This window comes from Streptomyces sp. NPDC051109 (assembly GCF_044455885.1).
Taxonomy (GTDB): Bacteria; Actinomycetota; Actinomycetes; order Streptomycetales; family Streptomycetaceae; genus Streptomyces.
On sequence record NZ_JBITFF010000004.1, the window covers coordinates 332,254 to 350,352 of the forward strand.

Genomic DNA, 18,099 nt, shown 5'->3' on the forward strand with positions numbered 1-18,099 from the left:
CCGGTTCCATTCCGTTGGGGAAGGGACGAAGGACGAGCAACAACCCCGTACGGTAGCCGTCAGCCGCGCCGCTTGCGCCGGCTCACCCGGCGCGACCGCACGCCGCCCGACCCGACCCGCGCCCGGTCGTCCAGGGCGATCCACACCCTGACCTCGGTCCCCCCGAGCATCGAGCGCCCGATCCGCACGTCGCCGCCCGTCGCTTCCGCGACCCGGCGCACGATGTCCAGCCCGAGCCCCGTCGATCCGTCCCGCCCGCCGTCGTTGCCGCGCCGCAGCGCCGCGTCCGGATCGGCTATCCCGGGCCCCGCGTCCGAGACGAGCACGATGACGGCGTCCCCCGCGTCGTGGACGTCCACCGCGAACGGGGTGCCCTCCGGGGTGTGCCGGAACACGTTGCCGAGCAGGGCGTCGAGGGCCGCCGCGAGCTCCGGCCGGGCGACCGGGAGCCGTACCGTACGGTCCACGCCCGCGAGCCGCACCTCGCGTCCCTCGTCCTCCGCCAGCGCCGACCAGAAGGCCATCCGGTCGCGGATCACCTCCGAGGCGTCGCAGCCCGCCCCCGCCCCGCCGCCGGCCGCGGCCGCCGGCGCACGCTGTTCACGGGCGGTACGGATGATCGTGTCGACCTCCCGTTCCAGCTGCTCCACCGCCGCCCGGGTCTGCTCCGCAGCCGGCCCGTCGCCGAGCGAGGCCGCGTTGAGCCGCAGCACCGTCAGCGGCGTCCGCAACCGGTGCGAGAGGTCGGCGGCCAGCTCCCGCTCGTTGGCGAGGAGTTCCACGACCTGGTCCGCCATCGAATTGAACGCGACGGCCGCCGAACGGAGTTCCTTCGGCCCGTCCTCCGGCACCCGTGCCCCCAGCCGGCCCTCGCCCAGCTGGTGCGCGGCGTCCGCGAGCCGCTCGGCCGGCCGCACCAGCCGGGCGCCGAGCCGGTCGGCGACCGCCACCGAGCCCACGATCAGCGCCAGTCCGACGCCCGCGAGGACCACCCAGGCCGTCGCGACGCCGTTGCTGACCTCGCTCTCCGGTACGAAGACCTCCACGACGGCGATGTCCCCCGAGCCCAGGGCGGTCGGCTGGAGCAGGGCCGAACCGCCCCCGGCCAGCCGGGCCGTCATGGCCCGCCCCATCCGCCGGGTCTCCTCCACGGCGTGCGCCCCGGCCCGCGTGGTGCCGATCTCCACCGGCCCGCTGCCGCCGATGGCGGGTACGTGGACCGCCATCCGCCGGGCGGCGCCCATCTGCGTGGACTCGACGGCCTTGCGCAGCTGCCCCGGGTCGGTCGTGATGGACAGGGTCGGCCCGATCGTGGCGGCCTGCCGCTCGGCGTTGGAGAAGGCCCGGTCGCTGGCCATCTCCTGGACGACGAGCCCGAGCGGTACGGCGAAGGCCACGACCACCATGGCCGTGACCGCGAGGCACACCTTGACCAGCGCCCATCTCATCTGCGTCGGCCCGCTCCGCCGCGGCAGCGGCTGTCGTCACGGTCGACCGCGCGCCGCAACAAGGCGGCCGTCCGCCCGGCGGCCACGTGCGCGCCGCTCACGCGGGCGGCTCCAGCTTGACGCCGACTCCCCGCAGGGTGTGCAGGTACCGCGGCCGCGCGGCCGTTTCGCCCAGTTTGCGGCGCAGCCAGGACAGGTGCACGTCGATCGTCTGGTCGTCCCCGTACGACTGCTGCCAGACCTCGGCGAGCAGCTCGCGCCGGGCCACGACCACGCCGGGCCGCCCGGCGAGGAAGGCCAGCAGGTCGAACTCCCGCCGCGTGAGGTCGAGTACGGCCCCGTCCAGCTCGGCCTGCCGCCGCAGCGGATCGATGGCCAGGCCGCCCACCCGCAGCACGCGCGACGGAGGCTCGGCCCCGGCGGCCGCGCGGGCTCGGCGCAGGACGGCGGACATCCGGGCGGAGAGGTGCTCCACGGAGAAGGGCTTGGTCAGGTAGTCGTCGGCGCCGTCGTTGAGGAGCCGGACGATCTCGGCCTCGTCGTCGCGCGCGGTGGCGATGATCACCGGTACGTCGGTGATGCCGCGCAGCATCTTCAGCGCCTCCGACCCGTCGAGGTCGGGCAGCCCGAGGTCGAGGATGACCACGTCGAACCGGTGGTGGGCGACCTCGCGCAGCGCCTCCAGGGCCGTACCGACGCTCCGCACGGTGTGCGAGGCCTCGGTCAGGTGCCGGATCAGGGCGGAACGTACGAACTGGTCGTCCTCGACCACGAGCACACTTGCCATGGGCCGCACCGTAGTCCATTCGGGGGACCCGGCGGGGTGTCGGACCGCCTCCCGGACGGGTGGTGCAGTATGTGCCCTGATGCACCGAGGACTTGTTCACGCACTTGCCTGGACGCTGGCTACCGGGGCGGCGGTGACGCTGTCCTGGTGGGGCGTGCACACCGTCATGTCCGGAACGGCCTACGATCCGCCGCTGGCCGTGCCGCTGACCACGCAGCCGCTGTCCTCCTCCACCCACCGCGCGGCGACGCCCTCGCCGCCACCGGCCTCGGACGCGCCGTCCCCCTCCGCCGCCTCCCCTTCGGCTTCGCCCTCCACCGGCGCCTCCCCCGCGAGGCCCCCGCAGAAGGCGGCCCCGCCGAGCCCGCGCCAGGACGAGCAGCGGGGCGACGGCGGGGACCAGGGCAACGTGAAGGCCTATCCGGTCACGGGTGGCCGGGTGGTCTTCGACCTCGGTACGTCCTCGGCCGAGCTGGTCTCGGCCACACCGGACGCAGGCTGGCAGATGCAGGTGTGGAAGCAGCCGTACTGGATCCGGGTCACCTTCACGAAGGCGGGCCGGGAGATGTCGGTCTTCTGCACCTGGAACGACCACCCGCCGATGGTGGAGACCTACGAGGCCTAGGGGGTGTCGTCCGGCGTCAGGCCGTGACGGTGATGTTCGTCGCCTGCGGCCCCTTCGCACCCCTGCTGACGTCGTACTGGACCTTCTGGTTCTCCTGGAGCTCCTTGAAGCCGGTCCCCTGGATCTCGCTGTAGTGGGCGAAGACGTCCGCGCTGCCGTCCTCGGGCGCGATGAACCCGAAACCCTTCTCGGCGTTGAACCACTTGACGGTGCCGTTGGCCATGTCCGTGTCTCCCTGCTGCCTGCTGATGTCCGCTCGCCCCGGCGGGGCGCTCGACTCGCAGACATACCCGCCCGCGGGGTGTTCGGAGCGCAAGGTCATCCGTACGAGGGCGTGTCGCGGCGGGTTCGCGACCCCGCGGCACCTCAGCGGAAGACCGACGGCGGGGGCTCCGGGGAGGCCACGGCCGAGGCGTCCGCGACGGGGGACGCGCCGCCCGCGAAATCGGCGAGGGCCCGCCCCTGCTCGACCCGGCCGGGATGCGGGTCGCTCGCGACCCGGCGGGTGAATTCGGCGACCGGCAGCTCCCGGTCGGCTGCCACCAGCACCGCATTGCCGAACCGTTTCCCCCGCCACACCACCGGGTCTGCGGCCAGCGCCAGGTGCTCGAAGCGCGACGCGGCCGTCGCGATCTGGCCCTTCAGGTGCGCGAGCGGCGGACCGTCCGCGAGGTTGGCCACGTACCAGCCGCCCGGCGCGAGGGCCCGCCGTACGTCGTCCAGGAACTCCGCGCTCGTCAGGTGCGCCGGGGTGCGCGCGCCGCTGAACACGTCCGCGATCACGAGGTCGGCCCAGCCGTCCGGAACCTTGGCCAGGCCCGCCCGCGCGTCCACCGCCCGGACCCGGACCCGCGCCTGCGGGTCCAGCGGCAGGTGCTCCCGTACGAAGGCCACCAGGGCGGCGTCGATCTCCACGACCTGCTGGGTCGAGCGGGGCCGGGCGGCGGCCGTGTAGCGCGCGAGGGTGAAGGCGCCGCCGCCCAGGTGGACCACGTTCAGGGGCTGCCGGGCGGGCGCCACGAGGTCGATGAGGTGGCCGATCCGGCGCTGGTACGCGAAGTCGAGGTACCCCGGATCGCCCAGGTCCACATGCGACTGCGGAGCTCCGTCGATGAGCAGCGTCCAGGCCCGGGCGCGCTCCCGGTCCGGAGCCAGCTCCGCCGTGCCGCCGTCCACCTGCCCGACGACCGTCTCGGAGCCCGCGCTCCCGCCTACGCTGCCGCTCGCGCGCCCGCGCTGCCTACCGCTGCCGCTGCCCTTGCCACCCTTGCCTGCCACCACCCCATTGTCGCCGGTCAGCGGCAGTTGTCCGCCGCCTCGATCAGGCGGGCGGCCTCGCCGAGCGCGGCGCGCAGCACCTCCGGGTCGGTCACCGGACCGACGGCTTCCGGCGGGAGCAGCCAGCCCGTGTCGCCGGCGGTGGGCGAGACGTCGCCGAAGCGCATGCCGCGTCCGTTGGTCTGCGTGCAGGCGCTGCCCGGCATGTCCCAGCCGTCGGCGGTTCCGGGCGGGACGAGGAAGCCGAGGGTGTCGCCGGAGCCGTCGTGCAGCACCGGTCCGACCCCGCCGGGCAGGCCGGCGGCGCGGCGGATGATGTCCACGGCCTCCAGGCCCTGCCGGGTGGGCACGGTCACCAGGTCCGGCGCCTCGGCCGGAGCGACCGCCACGGCAGTCGCGGCCGGGACGGGGGTCGCGCCCGAAGACGCGGGCGCGGTGTTCATTCCAGTGCTCTCCATGCCGCCCTCCACCAAGGGAACCCCTCCTCGATCCGCAATACGAGCGGGGCGGGAGTCAGCTCACACCCCGCACGGGGCTCAACGCGCGAAAACGTCAACGGGTGCGGCGGCAAGACGCTGCAAAGGATGGCACTTCATGGCGGATCGCGGGTGAGATATCCCTTTTGTAGCCAAACACCGCATCAACCGCCTGTCTCTGGCGGTACGTTCATGCGCGCCGGACCCGGCTCCATCCCGCGGAACCGGCGGTGCGTCCCTTGCCAGAGAGGCCACGTCCATGGCGGCGTTCCCCCACTCACCCAATCAGACGTTCCGGCGGCTGCGCGGCCGGCACTCCCCGGCCGAGTTCGCGGGCATGGTGCGCCGGGCCGCGAAGGAGATCGGAGAAACGGTTTCCTGCGACGCCCGCTACATCGGCCGGGTCGAGTCCGGCGAGATCCGCTGCCCCAATTACGCGTACGAGCGGGTCTTCCTGCACATGTTCCCCGGCCGGACCCTGGCCGATCTGGGCTTCTCCCCGCGCGAGGCGGTCCGCGGCCGGTTCGCGCAGCGCTCCGCACCTTTCACCCACAAGGAGAGCGACGTGCTGCGTCGCGCGTTCATGGCGGGCGGTTCCGCGACCGTGGCGGCCGCCACGATCGGCTTCACGCTGCTCGGAGACACCCGCCGGCCGCCGTCCCGGGCCGGGGAGTCCGAGGCGGCCGCGGTCGAGGAGGCCGTACGCCAGATCCGGCTGCTGGACGACCGGCACGGGGCCGACGCGCTGTACCGCAAGGCCGCCGAACCCCTGCGCACCGCCTACGCGCTGCTGGACGCCGGGGCCTCCCGGCAGTCCACCGAGGACCGGTTGCACGCCGGCGCCGGTGAACTGGCCATCTCCGTGGGCTGGCTGGCGCACGACTCGGGCCGTTTCGACGACGCCCGCTCGCACTACGCGGAGGCCCTCGCCACGGCCCGGGTCTCGGGGGACGCGGGCCTGGAGGCGCACGCCTTCAGCAACATGGCCTTCCTGGCCCGGGACTGCGGCCGGCCCCGGGAGTCCGTACGGGCGGCCCAGGCGGGCCGCCGCGCCGCCCGCTCCCTCGGTTCCCCGCGACTGCTGTCGCTGCTCGCGCTGCGCGAGGCGGGAGGCTGGGCGGGGCTGGCCGACCGCAAGGCCTGCGAGGAGGCGCTGGCCCGGGCGCACACGGAGTTCTCCCGCGGCGCGGCGGCCGCGGACCCGGAGTGGATGTCCTTCTTCGGCGAGGCCGAGCTGGAGTCGCTGGAGTCGCGGTGCTGGGCGGCCCTCGGGGAGTACGCCCGCGCGGCCCGGCACGCCCGCCGCGCGGCGGACCTCCAGGATCCGCACTTCGCCCGGAACGTTGCCCTCTACACGGCCGAGCTGGCCGACGACCTGGCCCGCGCGGGCGCCCCGGACGAGGCGGCCTGGGCGGGCGGGCGGGTCCTGGACCTGCTCACCGAAGTCCAGTCCACCCGGATCCAGTCCATGCTCTCGGGCACGGCCCGCGCCTTGGTCCCGCACCAGCGGAGCCCCCGGGTGGCGGCCTTCCTGACCCGCCACGCGACGGTCTGACCACCCCGTCGCCCGACCGCCCGGGTCGTCCGACCACCCGGACCACCCGGACCGCCCGACCGCCCGGGCCGCCCGACGACCCCGACCACCCGGCCACCCGCTCGCTGCGCTCATCCGCCGACGTACTCGTAGACCGCGCCGTCCGAGTGCCGGAGCGCGGCCCGCCGCCCGTTCGGCGTTTCGGCGGCCGCGGCGACGAGCTCGGCGCCGGTCCGCGCCGATCACCCAACCGGCCTCCCCCGTACGGGGCTTCAGGCCCGAGGAGCGCCCTCCGCCGTCAGAGGTCCAGGTGGCCCGTGTCGTTCCAGCGCTCCAGGGCGGGGGCCCCGTACGCCCAGCCGAGCACGGAGAGGGAGGTGGGCTCCAGGCGGATGCGGGCGCCGAAGGAGGCCTCCAGGCCCAGCCAGCGGGCGGCCAGCGTGCGCAGGATGTGCCCGTGGGCGAAGACCAGCACGTCGCGCTCCGCCGAGCGGGCCCAGGCGACGACCTCGTCGGCCCGGGCGGCGACGTCGGCCACGGACTCGCCGCCCGGAACGCCGTCGCGCCAGATCAGCCAACCCGGGCGGACCGCCTGGATTTCGGCCGGGGTCATGCCCTCGTAGTCCCCGTAGTCCCACTCCATCAGCGCGTCCCACGGATCCGCCTGGGCTCCGAAGCCCGCCAGGTCGCAGCTCTCGCTCGCGCGGACCAGCGGGCTGGTGCGGACCTCCACACCGGGCAGGCCTCTCCAGGGAGCCCGGGCCAGCCGCTCGCCGAGCAGCTTCGCGCCGCGCCTGCCGTCCTCCAGCATGGGCACGTCCGTGCGTCCGGTGTGCTTGCCGAGCTGGGACCACGCCGTCTGGCCGTGCCGGGCCAGGAGGATGCGGGGGGCCATAGGGAACTCTCCCGGTAAATAGCGGTTCATACGACTTTGGGCGATTGCGTCGTCCATCCATCATCCATCACATGAACACCAGGCAACCCACCACGTCGCACAAGCGTCCTACCGCATATGACCAATCGGCAGAAGCCCACCCGGTGGTGGGCCGAACTGCTGCTCCTGGGGCTCGTCTACGGCGCGTACACCGGTGGCAGACTCCTCGCCAGGGGTGACGTGCACCTCGCCGTCGGCCACGGACTGTCGGTCCTGCGGACAGAGGAACTGCTGGGGCTCGACTTCGAACGGCCGCTCAACCGGCTGTTCTCGCAGCAGGGACTGCTCGGGATACCCGCCGACTTCGTCTACGCCTCCCTGCACTACCTCGTCACCCCGGCCGTGCTCGTCTGGCTGTACCTGCGCCGGCCGCGGCACTACCGCAGCGCCCGTACGTGGCTCGTCGTCTCCACCCTCCTCGGGCTCGTCGGCTTCATCCTGATGCCCACCTGCCCGCCCCGGCTGCTGGACGCCGCGCAGGGGTTCACCGACACGATGGCGCAGTACAGCGCGTACGGCTGGTGGGGCGCCGAGGCCAGCGCGCCGCGCGGGCTCGGGGGCCTGACCAACCAGTACGCGGCCATGCCGAGCCTGCACGTCGGCTGGGCCCTGTGGTGCGGGGTCATGCTCTGGCGGCACGGGCGGCACCCGCTGCTGCGGGGGCTCGGCGCCGCCTATCCCGCCGTCACCGCGCTCGTGGTCATGGGTACCGCCAACCACTACTTCCTGGACGCGGCCGCCGGAGCCGCCGTGATGGCCGCCGGGTACGCGATCACGCGCCGGCTGTCCGCGCGAGCGGCCCGGCAGGGAGCGCGGCCGGGAGCCCGGCCGGCCGCGCCGCCGACAGCCCGATCAGCCGCTTTCCGCGGTACCGCCCCGATTGTCAGTGGCGGATGGGACACTTCCGCCCGTGAGCTCCTACCCGCCCAGCGGCCCGCCTCCGACGACGACACTGCGGCAGCGGCTCGCTGACCTGCGCGGCCCCGCCGTGCCGCCCCGCCCGCTCGACGCCCGCGCGCTGGCGGCGCTCGCCGCCAACCCCGGATGCGGCAGACGGGCCCTGCTCGACGGCGCCGGCGTGGACAAGACCGCCCTGGCCGCGGCCCTCGGCTCGCCCGCCCCCTTCGGCCAGTCGCAGTTCGCGATCGTCCGCGGGAACTCCTTCGAGGCCAGGGTCAAGGGCGATGGCGGAGCCGAGCTCCTGCGGCTCGTGCACGAGCACCTCGGCGCCGGCTCCGAGCCCCCCGGCCCGGGCGCCCGCGTCCCCGAGCTGACCGCCGCCGGGCCGGAGGGCCGCGCCGCCCGCACCGCGCTCGCGCTGCGCGAGGCGACCGCCGCCGGGGCCGCCTCCGGTGCGTGGACCCTGCTGGACCACCCGATGCTGGCCCTGGAGGTGGCGGGCTCCCCCGCCTATCTGGAGCCGGACGCCGTCGTCGTGCACCCCGACGGCCGCTGGACCGTCGTGGAGATCAAGTCGTTCCCGATGATCGACGGGGCGGCCGACGCCGCGAAGGTGGGCGCCGCGGCCCGGCAGGCCGCCGTGTACGTCCTGGCCCTGGAGAAGACCGCCGAGAAGCTGGCCTCCGCCGTGGTCGGGCACACCGCGCTGCTCGTCTGCCCCAAGGACTTCTCCAACCTGCCCGCCGCCGCGCCCGTCGACGTCCGCCGCGAGCGGGCCGTGACCCGCCGCCAGCTGGAGCGGCTGACCCGGGTCGAGGAGCTGGCCGCCGCGCTGCCCGAGGGGATCAGCTTCGATCCGGCGCGGCCCGCCGAGGAACTGACCGAGGCGGTCTCGGCCGTCACCGCCGCCTACGCCCCCGAATGCCTGGCCGCCTGCGAGCTGGCCTTCCACTGCCGGGAGCGGGCCCGCGCCGCCGGCGCGGTGACCGCGCTGGGTCGTTCCGTACGGGGGGAGCTCGGCGCTCTCACCACCGTCGAGGAAGCCCTCGCGGCCGCCGCCGGCTCCGGCCGCCCCGACGACCCGACGGCTGATTCCCTGCACCACGCGGCCCGGCTGCGCGCCGAGGCCCTGGAGGCGGCCGCATGTCCCTGCTGAACACCCTCGCGCGGCTGGAGGCCGTCCGGGCGGGCCGCGCCAGGCCGCTGGCGACCGTCCGGCACCGGCATCTGAGCGGGCGCCCGCTGGTCCTCGTACCCCTGACGACGGCGGGCGAGGCCGGGGCCCCGCTCGGCGCGCTGGTCGGCACGGACCCCGAAGCGCCGCGGCTGCTCGTGGTGCCGCAGCCGCGCGACCGGGACCTGCGCTGGGCCTTCCTCGCGGACCTGGCCGACGAGGTCCTGCCGTACGTCGACGGGTACGCGGACGACGTCGAGTACGTGGAGCGGACCGAGACCGACCCGGACACCGGCGCGAAGACCAAGGTCGCCGCCGAGCTCTGCCTGGACGCGCCGCAGCTGATCGTGCCGAGCCTGGCCGGCGTCGAGTACGTACGGCTGCTCGGGCGGTCGATGCGGTTCCGGAGGACGGCCGAGGAGGATCCGGAGAACCCGTACCCGGCACCCACCCGGGTGCCGCTGCTGGGGCGCTGGTTCACCCACCTGGGCGAGCGCTCCCGCGTCCCGGGGGCCTCGATGCTGCTGTCGGCGACGGAGCTGCTCGGGCGGCACTGGGCCACCGGCCAGAGCAATCTGGAGGACCAGCACCTGGGCGCCCTGCTGTCGTGGATAGCCCCGCCGGAGGGGGAATCGGGCGCGGAGGCCGCCGTGCGGGCCGAACTGGGCCGCGACCGGGACGGTCAGCTGCTCCTCCCGCCCGCCGGGCCCGCCACCGACCCGGCCTTCGACAACAAGCTGCTGGCCCCGGCGATGGCCCGCTACGACGCGGCGCGCACCGAGGGCGACCCGCTGGCCGTGGCGCGCGCCGAGGCGGCCGTCCGGGAGCTCGTCGCGGAGCAGATGCGGCCCACCTGGCGGGCGGTGTGGCGGTCCCTGGAGCTGCTGCGCGCTCTGCCGGCCGGGGAGCGGGCCGAGGAGCGCTGGACCCGCGACCGCTGGTCGTACACCGGCCACCGGGACCGGATCCGGGCGGGCGAGCCCCCGCAGCCGCGCCGCGACGACGCGGTGACGGCGGCGCAGAAGCTGGCAACGCGGGAGACCGAGCAGGTGCGGCTCGACGCCCAGGAGGCGCTGGACGATCCGCTGGTGATGGCGGGCCGGCGGCTGTCGGGCGAGGCGTTCGCGGGCGAGGTCACCGAGGTCGTGATGGAGTGGACGGAGTCGAAGCGGCCGAGTCCGCGCCCGCTGGTGACGGTGGCCACGGAGGACCGTCCGCAGCTCGCGGAGGGCGGTGGCGGCAAGGTGTTCCGCTCGCTGGAGGGCCGCCCGCAGGCGGCGCAGTTCGTCCGCTTCGAGGAAGGCGGGCGGCTCGTGCTGCGACTGCTCGACAAGATGGGCCGCGGCCGGGAGCCGGAGCCGGGCTCGGTGCCGGAGAAGGGCGACCGGGTCTGCTGGACGCTGTTCGAGCACGATGCGCGCGGCGGCCCGAAGCTGCCGGACCCGGAGCGGACCCCGTGGACGCACGGCGGTCCGCCGGGATCCGCGACCGCCGCTCCGCTGCCCGACGCCGTGACCGACGAGGACGTCCTGTGAGCACCGCATCCGACCGGGGATTCGATCCGGGTACCGCCGCCGCCGAGGCGACCGCCGCCATCCTGCGCGACACCCTGCACGGGAGCGAGCGCGGTGTGGTCGTCGACTCCCCGCCCGGGGCCGGCAAGTCCACGCTGGTGGTGCGGGCCGCCCGGGAGCTGGCCGCGGCCGGGCGCCGGCTGATGGTGGTCGCGCAGACCAACGCGCAGGTCGACGACCTGGTGCTGCGGCTCGCCGACAAGGATCCGGAGCTGAAGGTCGGCCGGCTGCACAGCAGTGACGGCGACGCGTACGATCCGGCGCTGCGGGAGCTGCCCTCCGTCACCCTCTCGGCGAAGCCGGGTGACCTGGCGGAGCTGCCGATCACCATCTCGACGGCGGCGAAGTGGGCGTACGTGAAGGACGCGGAGCCCTGGGAGCACGCCATCGTCGACGAGGCGTACCAGATGCGCTCGGACGCGCTGCTGGCCGTGGCCGGGCTGTTCGACCGGGCGCTGTTCGTGGGCGACCCCGGGCAGCTGGACCCGTTCAGCGTGGTCGGCGCCGAGCAGTGGGCCGGGCTTTCGTACGACCCTTCGGCGAGCGCCGTCAGCACCCTCCTCGCGCACAACCCGCACCTTCCGCAGCACCGGCTGCCGGTGTCCTGGCGGCTCCCGGCGTCGGCCGCGCCGCTGGTCTCGCGGGCGTTCTACCCGTACACGCAGTTCCGCAGCGGTACGGGCCCGGGCGAGCGGCGGCTGTCGTACGGGGTCGCGGGCGACGGCTCGGGCCCGGACCGGGTGCTGGACGAGGCCGCCGAGTCGGGCTGGGGCCTGCTGGAGCTGCCCGCGCGGCACACCCCGCGCACCGACCCGGAGGCCGTGCGGGCGGTGGCCCTGGTGGTGCGCCGGGCGCTGGACCGGGGGGCGGTGACGGCGGACGAGCAGTCCGAGTTCCCGGTCCCGCTGACCCCCGACCGGATCGCGGTCGGCACGGCGCACCGGGACCAGGCGGCGGCGGTCCGGGCCGCCCTCGCGGAGCTGGGCGTCGCCGGGGTCACGGTGGACACCGCGAACCGGCTCCAGGGGCGGGAGTACGACCTCACGGTGGTGCTGCACCCGCTGTCGGGCCGCCCGGACGCGACGGCGTTCCACCTGGAGACGGGCCGCCTGTGCGTGCTGGCCTCGCGCCACCGGCACGCCTGCGTGGTGGTGGCCCGGGCGGGGATAGCGGAACTGCTGGACGACCACCCCTCCACGGAGCCGGTCCAGTTGGGCGTGACGGTGAAGTTCCCGGACGGCTGGGAGGCCAACCACTCGGTCCTCGCCCACCTGGCGGAGCACCGCGTCCCCTGGAGACCCTGACACGCCGGGCCGGCGGCAGCACGAACGCCGGACGGAGTCCGGCACACCGCCGGAGGCGGCCGAAGAAAACAGCCCGGACGGCTGGGAGGCCAACCACTCGGTCCTCGCCCACCTGGCGGAGCACCGCGTCCCCTGGAGACCCTGACCGGCCCGAAGGCGGCGCTCTTGCGCGGCGTTGGACAATGGAGGGTGGCCCGGAAGGATCCCGAACGCGCAGCAGGAGGACACGCATGGCAGAGCCCGAGCGGACGACCGAGCGGAAGCTGCGGCCCGCGCCGCTGCTCTTCGAGCCCTCGGAGGCCGCCACGGACCCGGAGCACTTCTTCGACCTGGAGTCGATCGAGGACCCGCGGGAGCTACTGGCCCGCGCCACCGAGCTGACGCTCGCCTTCCGGGCGGCGCAGGAGCGGGCGGTGGAGTTCCAGGCGCTGGCCGCCGCGCAGCTCGCTGATCCGCGGCGGTTCGACCGGGTGCCGCCCGCCGAGATCGCCGCGCAGGCGGACTGGACCGAGGACTACGCGCTCAAGATGATCGAGTTCGGCGAGTCCCTCCAGCGCGAGGCGGGCCCGGGCACCCCGTAGCCGTGACCGCCGGGTGCGGCGGATATCGCTTTAGGCGTCGCACCTGGCATATGCGGGGCGCAACATAGCCCACCATCCCCCGCCCTGTCCCGGTTTTTCGTAACTCCCGGAAAGCGGATCGCTACGGCGGGTAGACCGGTCCGTATGACGACGCTGACGACGGCACCCGCCTGCCCCGCCCCGCACGAAGCACGCACCGCCACCCACGTCACCCCCCAGGGCGCCGCCTGGCTCGCCTCCGCGTCCGCGCACCCGCACAGCACCCTCGCACGCTGGGAGGCCCGGGCCACCGCCCCGGCCGTGCTGCCCTGCGGGACCGCCTTCGACGTCGTCAACGTTCCGCTCGTCCTCGGCCGCCGCATGCTCGACCTGCTCTGGGCCCAGGGCCCCGGCTCCGGGCCCGTTGCCGTGCACCGCGGGCGGATGCTGTTGTTCACCTCCACCGGGACCGCGCACCGCCTCCCCGCGCTGCTCGCCTGGGAGGAGTGGGGCAGCTCCGTGCCCGCCCCCCTGTGCCACGGCCGCGGCGACGCCGTCACCGTGCCGCCGCTCGACGCCACCCCCGGGCCGTCCCGCTGGGTCGTCGCCCCCGACACCCGCGCCCCCTGGCTGCCCGGACCGGAGGCACTCCTGTGGGCGTACCTCCGCGCCGCCCGAGCTGCGGATATCGATTTTTCGTTCCGGCCGTCCGCCTGCTAATGTCTTCCTCGTCAGCAAGCGCCGCTAGCTCAGTTGGTTAGAGCAGCTGACTCTTAATCAGCGGGTCCGGGGTTCGAGTCCCTGGCGGCGCACAGACGGAAGAAGGCCCCCACGCGAGTGGGGGCCTTCTTCGTGTTCCGGGACGCGCTCCGGCCGGAACGCGCTGCTACGTGGTGATCTTGACCGTGTACGCGCCCGACGGGGTCCGGTCCGCCACCTCGATCCTGATCCGCTCCCCCGGCACCGTGAACGACTCCCCCACCTCCAGCGGAGCGTCCGCCAGCGGCGGGTACACCGAACGGTCCCAGCAGGCCTCCGAGCCCGGATGCCCGTCGAGCACCTCGATCGGACCGCCGCCCGACGCCGCCTCGTTGCGCACCCGGTAGACCAGGACACCCTCCGTACAGGTGTCCCCGTCGTTGCCGGCGGAGCCCCGCGCCTCGACCGCGATCGCGCTCCCGATGCCCGTACGGATCACCGCGAGCCTGGTCCCGCCGCTGGCGCCGGGGGCCGGCGCCTGGGCCAGCGGCAGCAGGGTGTGCAGCGAGGAGCCGGACTGCACGCAGTCCACCTGGGAGGAGTCCAGCCAGCCGAGCTTCCACTTGTGCCAGGCGAACAGGTCCGGCGCCATCCCGAACTGGCTGCCCATGACGTCCCAGTCGCCGACGTACGTGTCCCAGTCGCCCTTGCCGTCGGTCGGCCGGTGGTAGAGGTCGGGCAGGTCGAAGACGTGCCCGGTCTCGTGCGCCAGGACGTTGCGGTCCGGCGGGTGCCGCTCGAAGACGGTCACGATCCGCCGCAGGTCCGTCCCGTCCGCCCGGATCGGCCGGTCGAAGTTGACGACCTTGGTGGCGTCGGAGTCCACTCCGGGCGCGTCCGGGTCTGCGACGAAGTACACGACGTCGTACTGCGAGAAGTCCACCTCCCGGTCGGCGGCCCCGACCGCGTCCCGCAGGTACGCCGCCCGGTCCTGGGCCGCCCAGTCACGCTGTATCCCGTACGCCGTCGACGGCTTGGGCATCTGGATCCACCGCTCTTGCGGGTGGGGTTCCAGACGGAACCTCCCGTACGAGGCCCGCTCGAAGAAGTCGCTGGTCGCGGGGAAGTAGTCGCCGGTCAGCTGCTCGGTCGTGAGGGTGGTCCGGTGGTCGGGGAAGGAGAGGAAGACCATGACCGCGTGGAGGGTGCGCTCCGGCTTGGGGTAGGAGCGGTTCCAGGTGTCGAGGCCCAGGGAGTGGTGCGCCGAGGTACGGACCAGGGCGCACGGCCCGGCCCCCGGATCGGCGACCGCGGGACCCGCGACGAGCGACATGGCGGCGAGTGCCGTCAGGGAGGTGAGCGCCGCAGCCGTGCTTCTCATGGGCGAGCGTTCCACTCCCCCGGGTGTCTCCTGTCGCGGCACATCGACCTCCGGTGGTGGATTCGTACCATCTCGTCCCACCCTGCGGCGATTGTCTTACTAATGCCCTGTTCCGCTGCCCCACACGAGTGAGCACTAGGGCAAGCCGGTGACTCGGGGGGTTCACCCACATGCCTACAGAACGTCACGACCGATCACCGGAGATCGTCGAGGAGCTTTCGCTGCTCAGAGGCGTGCAGAAACGATCGCCCGGGACCCGTCCGGCAGGGCGTCAGCACGCCGAAGTCCCGTGCCCCGCACGGCGACGCCGCTGGATGGGGCCGTACGGTGCCTCTATGATCGGCACACTTTCCTGCACGGACACTCACGAGCACTGCGGGAGCCAACGGTGAGCGGAACCTCAGAGGGAACCGGTTCGGCGGCCGACAGCATCCCTTCGGCCATTACGGAGCGTCATCAAACAGTGCCGGCCATACCGACGACGCCGACCCGCACCGGGTCCGAGCTGCCCGATTACCGGGCGGCCTTCAACGCGGCCCACCTCGCGATGGCCGTCGTCGACCGCTCCGGCCACGTCGTCGCCGCCAACGAGGCGCTGGCCGGGCTCCTCGGGACCGAGCCGCACGCGCTCGTCGAGCAGAGCGCGGCCGACCTGGTCGACCTGGGTGCCGAGGCCCGTACCTGGCAGGCGTACCAGGAGGTGCTCCGCGGCCGGCAGGCCAGGCTGCGCTGCACCCGGCGGCTCAAACACCCCGACGGGCACTCCCTGTGGACCGAGGTCACCCTCGGGCCCGTGCCCGGCACCCGGGACGTGCTGCTGTCCGTCGCCGACATCAGCGACCGCCGCGACCTCCAGGCCCGGCTGCGCCACCTCCAGATGCACGACCCGGTGACCCGGCTGCCCAACCGGGCGCTGTTCTTCGAGCGGCTCTCCGCCGCCCTGGAGGCCTCCTCGTACGAGCATGGCGGCACAGGGCGGATCGGTCTGTGCTACCTCGACCTCGACGGGTTCAAGGCCGTCAACGACACCCTGGGCCACCGGGTCGGCGACCGGCTGCTGACGGCCGTCGCGTCCCGGCTGACGCAGTGCGCCGACCAGTCCGGTTACGGGCGCACCGGCGGGCACCTGGTGGCCCGTCTCGGCGGCGACGAGTTCGCCCTGCTGGTCGAGGACTCCACCGGCACCGAGCAGCTCACCGACCTGGCGCGCAGCGTACTGGCCGCCGTACAGGAGCCGTTCGACCTGGCCGGGCAGCGGCTGTCGGTCTCTGCGTCGATCGGCGTGGTGGAGCGGGCCTCGGACGGGACCTCGGCGACCGGGCTGATGCAGGCCGCGGACACGACCCTGTACTGGGCGAAGGCGGACGGCAAGGCCCGCTGGACGCTGTTCGACCCGGAGCGCAACGCGCACCGCATGACCCGGCAGGCACTGACCTCGACGCTGCGGCCGGCCGTGGAGCGCGGCGAGTTCGCGCTGGAGTACCAGCCGCTCGTGGACCTGGAGAGCGGCGCGGTGCGCGGGGTGGAGGCGCTGGTCCGCTGGAACCACCCCCAGTTCGGCACGCTGACGCCGAATCGGTTCATCGGAATTGCCGAAGAAGACGGCTCCATCGTCCAGTTGGGGCGGTGGGTGCTGCGGACCGCCTGCCGGCAGGCCCGGCGCTGGCAGATCGAGCGGCCCAGCGACGCCCCGGTCTTCGTCTCCGTCAACGTGGCGGTCCGCCAGGTGTGGGACTCCGACCTCGTCGGCGACGTGGCGGGGATCCTGGCCGAGACGGGGCTGGCCCCGCAGCTGCTCCAGCTCGAACTGACCGAGTCGGCGGTGATGGGCTCCGCGGGCCGGCCGCTGCAGGCCCTCCAGGCGCTGAGCGACATGGGCGTGCGGATCGCCATCGACGACTTCGGCACCGGGTACTCGAACCTGGCGTACCTGAGCCGGCTGCCGGTGTCCGTGCTGAAGCTGGACGGCTCCTTCGTACGGGGCTTCCGCTACGAGGAGGGCACCCATCCGAACCCGGCCGACGAGACCATCGTCGAGGCCCTGGTGCAGCTCGCGCACCGGCTGGGGCTGACCGTGACGGCGGAGTGCGTGGAGACCGCCGGCCAGGCGGCCCGGCTGCGGCGCGTCGGCTGCGACACGGGCCAGGGCTGGCTGTACTCGCGCGCGGTGGCCCCGGAGCTGATCGCCGAGATGATCGGCACCCGCCCCGGGGCGTGACCCTGCGGGGCGGTGTACGGGGCCGCTGCGCGGAGCCGTCTCCCCGCCCCGCCCTTTCTCCGTTTCTCCCCCAGCTACCGCTGGGAGGTGCCCCCAGGGCTCCGCCCGGACCCCTCAGAGGCTGCGCACGAAGGCCGCGAACGCCTCGGGGGCGACCGTGAAGGCGGGGCCTTCGGGGGCCTTGGAGTCCCGGACGGCGACACCGCAGGGCTGGGCCGCTACCTCGACGCACTCGCCGCCATTGCTACCGCTGTACGAAGCCTTGCGCCAGGCGGCGGCGCCGAGGGGAGCACACTCGACGCACTCGCCGCCCGTGTTTCCGCTATAGCTTGACTTGCGCCACACCGCGTTGGTCAGGTTCTGGTTGGTGCCCATAGCGTTCCTCCATTACGCGGATAATCAACGCCGCCGACTCCTCCACCGAGAGAGCGGCGGCCTGCAAATGAGCGTAACGAAGTGCGGCTTCCTTGACAGTGTCAGGGTTGGCCGTCATGTGCCCGGAGATCAGGTCTTCCGAGTAGACGATGTCCGGGTCGTCCTCGAACCGCATGGCGGTGAACGAACCGATCAGACTGGCGTGTTCACCAGCCGAGAAGGGGAGGATCTGGATCCTGACCCAACGCCGATCGCGGAAGCTCAAGAGGTGAGCGAGCTGCTGCCGCATGGTCTCCCGGCCACCGATCGGCCGGTACAAGGCGGCTTCGTCCAGTACCACCCACGCCATGGGCGGCTTGTCCCTGTCAAGGATTCGCTGACGGTCCAAACGGGCGGCCAACAAATCATCCAAACCGTCCGGCAGTCCGGTCGCCAAGACGGCGCGCGCATAGTCGGAGGTCTGCAACAGCCCGTACACCAGCTGGGCCTGGTACGTCGAGATGTACGCCGCACGGGCCTCCATCTCCGCGAACGGCTGGAACCACGTCGGCAGCACGCTCCGCAAGACCAGGCCCACCAGCCGGGAGAACGTTCCGTCCGTGCCGAGCGCGGCGTCCAGCCGCTCCGAGAAGTCCCTGGTCGGCACCCGCTTCGTGCACTCCACCTGCCCGATCAGCGAGCCCGTGCAGTAAATGATGTCGCCCAACTGCCCCTGTTTCAGACCGGCGGCCTCTCTCAGCCGACGCAGTTCGTAGCCGTAGTAGTCCAGTGGTGAGGCGCTGGGATCGAGGTCGCGGGCCAGGACCAAGGGACGGTCACCCCCATCGGGACG

General features: G+C 73.7%; 17 protein-coding genes, 1 tRNA gene and 1 pseudogene. 10 read left to right on the forward strand and 9 right to left on the reverse strand.

The window, feature by feature from the left end; genetic code table 11:
* Nucleotides 1–59: 59 nt before the first annotated feature.
* Nucleotides 60–1,448: a HAMP domain-containing sensor histidine kinase gene (locus tag ACIBAD_RS10280; RefSeq protein WP_134075591.1), complete on the reverse strand. Its 1,389-nt coding sequence runs from the start codon at nt 1,446–1,448 to the stop codon at nt 60–62.
* A gap of 97 nt (nt 1,449–1,545) precedes the next feature.
* Nucleotides 1,546–2,235 (reverse strand): response regulator transcription factor, encoded by a 690-nt coding sequence (locus tag ACIBAD_RS10285; RefSeq protein WP_134075592.1) that lies wholly within the window; start codon nt 2,233–2,235, stop codon nt 1,546–1,548.
* Nucleotides 2,236–2,314: 79 nt separating this feature from the next.
* Between ACIBAD_RS10285 and ACIBAD_RS10290 the strand changes: the two genes are divergently transcribed.
* Nucleotides 2,315–2,860 carry a hypothetical protein gene (locus ACIBAD_RS10290; protein ID WP_398905733.1) on the forward strand — a complete coding sequence of 182 codons (546 nt, stop codon included), beginning with the start codon at nt 2,315–2,317 and terminating at the stop codon, nt 2,858–2,860.
* A 16-nt stretch (nt 2,861–2,876) separates the two neighbouring features.
* On the opposite strand, the gene ACIBAD_RS10295 is transcribed toward ACIBAD_RS10290, so the two are convergent.
* The 3 genes from ACIBAD_RS10295 to ACIBAD_RS10305 all read right to left on the reverse strand — a co-directional run bounded on the left by ACIBAD_RS10295 (nt 2,877) and on the right by ACIBAD_RS10305 (nt 4,596).
* Entirely contained in the window at nt 2,877–3,083 is a 207-nt protein-coding gene (locus ACIBAD_RS10295) for a cold-shock protein (protein WP_134075594.1), read from the reverse strand.
* 143 nt (nt 3,084–3,226) lie between these two features.
* The gene (locus ACIBAD_RS10300) at nt 3,227–4,138 is read right to left on the reverse strand and encodes a spermidine synthase (protein WP_398905735.1); all 912 of its coding nucleotides are present in this window, start codon (nt 4,136–4,138) and stop codon (nt 3,227–3,229) included.
* A gap of 17 nt (nt 4,139–4,155) precedes the next feature.
* Complete coding sequence (locus tag ACIBAD_RS10305; protein WP_398905737.1) at nt 4,156–4,596, reverse strand: hypothetical protein; 441 nt, start codon at nt 4,594–4,596, stop codon at nt 4,156–4,158.
* Between the two features lie 277 nt (nt 4,597–4,873).
* Here ACIBAD_RS10305 and ACIBAD_RS10310 point away from each other — a divergent pair, with 277 nt between their 5' ends.
* On the forward strand, nt 4,874–6,169 hold the full coding sequence (locus ACIBAD_RS10310) for a tetratricopeptide repeat protein (RefSeq protein WP_134075596.1): 1,296 nt from the start codon (nt 4,874–4,876) through the stop codon (nt 6,167–6,169).
* 277 nt (nt 6,170–6,446) lie between these two features.
* Here the strand turns inward: ACIBAD_RS10310 and ACIBAD_RS10315 are convergent, their stop codons facing one another.
* The gene (locus ACIBAD_RS10315; protein ID WP_398905739.1) at nt 6,447–7,043 is read right to left on the reverse strand and encodes a histidine phosphatase family protein; all 597 of its coding nucleotides are present in this window, start codon (nt 7,041–7,043) and stop codon (nt 6,447–6,449) included.
* A gap of 117 nt (nt 7,044–7,160) precedes the next feature.
* On the opposite strand from ACIBAD_RS10315, the gene ACIBAD_RS10320 reads away from it, so the two are divergent.
* The 7 genes and pseudogenes from ACIBAD_RS10320 to ACIBAD_RS10350 all read left to right on the forward strand — a co-directional run bounded on the left by ACIBAD_RS10320 (nt 7,161) and on the right by ACIBAD_RS10350 (nt 13,406).
* Entirely contained in the window at nt 7,161–8,054 is an 894-nt protein-coding gene (locus tag ACIBAD_RS10320) for a phosphatase PAP2 family protein (RefSeq protein ID WP_398905741.1), read from the forward strand.
* The gene (locus ACIBAD_RS10325) at nt 7,993–9,138 is read left to right on the forward strand and encodes a hypothetical protein (protein WP_134075599.1); all 1,146 of its coding nucleotides are present in this window, start codon (nt 7,993–7,995) and stop codon (nt 9,136–9,138) included. The genes ACIBAD_RS10320 and ACIBAD_RS10325 overlap by 62 nt, the downstream gene beginning before the upstream one ends.
* On the forward strand, nt 9,126–10,691 hold the full coding sequence (locus ACIBAD_RS10330; RefSeq protein ID WP_134075600.1) for a hypothetical protein: 1,566 nt from the start codon (nt 9,126–9,128) through the stop codon (nt 10,689–10,691). Before ACIBAD_RS10325 ends, ACIBAD_RS10330 begins: the two co-directional genes overlap by 13 nt.
* A complete protein-coding gene (locus ACIBAD_RS10335) occupies nt 10,688–12,034 on the forward strand; it encodes an AAA domain-containing protein (protein ID WP_398905744.1) in 1,347 nt (448 codons plus the stop codon). Before ACIBAD_RS10330 ends, ACIBAD_RS10335 begins: the two co-directional genes overlap by 4 nt.
* Nucleotides 12,035–12,264: 230 nt before the next feature.
* A complete protein-coding gene (locus tag ACIBAD_RS10340; protein ID WP_134075602.1) occupies nt 12,265–12,615 on the forward strand; it encodes a hypothetical protein in 351 nt (116 codons plus the stop codon).
* Nucleotides 12,616–12,759: 144 nt separating this feature from the next.
* Nucleotides 12,760–13,342: pseudogene (locus ACIBAD_RS10345) on the forward strand (hypothetical protein).
* Nucleotides 13,333–13,406 (forward strand) — tRNA-Lys (locus tag ACIBAD_RS10350). The pseudogene ACIBAD_RS10345 and the gene ACIBAD_RS10350 overlap by 10 nt, the downstream one beginning before the upstream one ends.
* 74 nt (nt 13,407–13,480) lie before the next feature.
* Here the strand turns inward: ACIBAD_RS10350 and ACIBAD_RS10355 are convergent.
* The gene (locus ACIBAD_RS10355) at nt 13,481–14,674 is read right to left on the reverse strand and encodes a M6 family metalloprotease domain-containing protein (protein WP_398905746.1); all 1,194 of its coding nucleotides are present in this window, start codon (nt 14,672–14,674) and stop codon (nt 13,481–13,483) included.
* 388 nt (nt 14,675–15,062) lie between these two features.
* On the opposite strand from ACIBAD_RS10355, the gene ACIBAD_RS10360 reads away from it, so the two are divergent.
* Nucleotides 15,063–16,892 (forward strand): putative bifunctional diguanylate cyclase/phosphodiesterase, encoded by a 1,830-nt coding sequence (locus ACIBAD_RS10360; RefSeq protein WP_398905748.1) that lies wholly within the window; start codon nt 15,063–15,065, stop codon nt 16,890–16,892.
* A gap of 114 nt (nt 16,893–17,006) precedes the next feature.
* Here ACIBAD_RS10360 and ACIBAD_RS10365 read toward each other — a convergent pair whose 3' ends face one another.
* Both ACIBAD_RS10365 and ACIBAD_RS10370 read right to left on the reverse strand, forming a co-directional pair.
* The gene (locus ACIBAD_RS10365) at nt 17,007–17,267 is read right to left on the reverse strand and encodes a DUF397 domain-containing protein (protein ID WP_398905750.1); all 261 of its coding nucleotides are present in this window, start codon (nt 17,265–17,267) and stop codon (nt 17,007–17,009) included.
* Entirely contained in the window at nt 17,215–18,075 is an 861-nt protein-coding gene (locus ACIBAD_RS10370; protein WP_398905752.1) for a Scr1 family TA system antitoxin-like transcriptional regulator, read from the reverse strand. Before ACIBAD_RS10370 ends, ACIBAD_RS10365 begins: the two co-directional genes overlap by 53 nt.
* Between the last annotated feature and the right edge of the window lie 24 nt (nt 18,076–18,099).

Coding starts and splice junctions, on each gene's coding strand:
- ACIBAD_RS10355 (WP_398905746.1), bottom strand. CDS start 14,674: ATGAGAAGCACGGCTGCGGCGCTCACCTCCCTGACGGCACTCGCCGCC.
- ACIBAD_RS10295 (WP_134075594.1), bottom strand. CDS start 3,083: ATGGCCAACGGCACCGTCAAGTGGTTCAACGCCGAGAAGGGTTTCGGG.
- ACIBAD_RS10310 (WP_134075596.1), top strand. CDS start 4,874: ATGGCGGCGTTCCCCCACTCACCCAATCAGACGTTCCGGCGGCTGCGC.
- ACIBAD_RS10365 (WP_398905750.1), bottom strand. CDS start 17,267: ATGGGCACCAACCAGAACCTGACCAACGCGGTGTGGCGCAAGTCAAGC.
- ACIBAD_RS10320 (WP_398905741.1), top strand. CDS start 7,161: ATGACCAATCGGCAGAAGCCCACCCGGTGGTGGGCCGAACTGCTGCTC.
- ACIBAD_RS10315 (WP_398905739.1), bottom strand. CDS start 7,043: ATGGCCCCCCGCATCCTCCTGGCCCGGCACGGCCAGACGGCGTGGTCC.
- ACIBAD_RS10305 (WP_398905737.1), bottom strand. CDS start 4,596: ATGGAGAGCACTGGAATGAACACCGCGCCCGCGTCTTCGGGCGCGACC.
- ACIBAD_RS10340 (WP_134075602.1), top strand. CDS start 12,265: ATGGCAGAGCCCGAGCGGACGACCGAGCGGAAGCTGCGGCCCGCGCCG.
- ACIBAD_RS10285 (WP_134075592.1), bottom strand. CDS start 2,235: ATGGCAAGTGTGCTCGTGGTCGAGGACGACCAGTTCGTACGTTCCGCC.
- ACIBAD_RS10290 (WP_398905733.1), top strand. CDS start 2,315: ATGCACCGAGGACTTGTTCACGCACTTGCCTGGACGCTGGCTACCGGG.
- ACIBAD_RS10330 (WP_134075600.1), top strand. CDS start 9,126: ATGTCCCTGCTGAACACCCTCGCGCGGCTGGAGGCCGTCCGGGCGGGC.
- ACIBAD_RS10280 (WP_134075591.1), bottom strand. CDS start 1,448: ATGAGATGGGCGCTGGTCAAGGTGTGCCTCGCGGTCACGGCCATGGTG.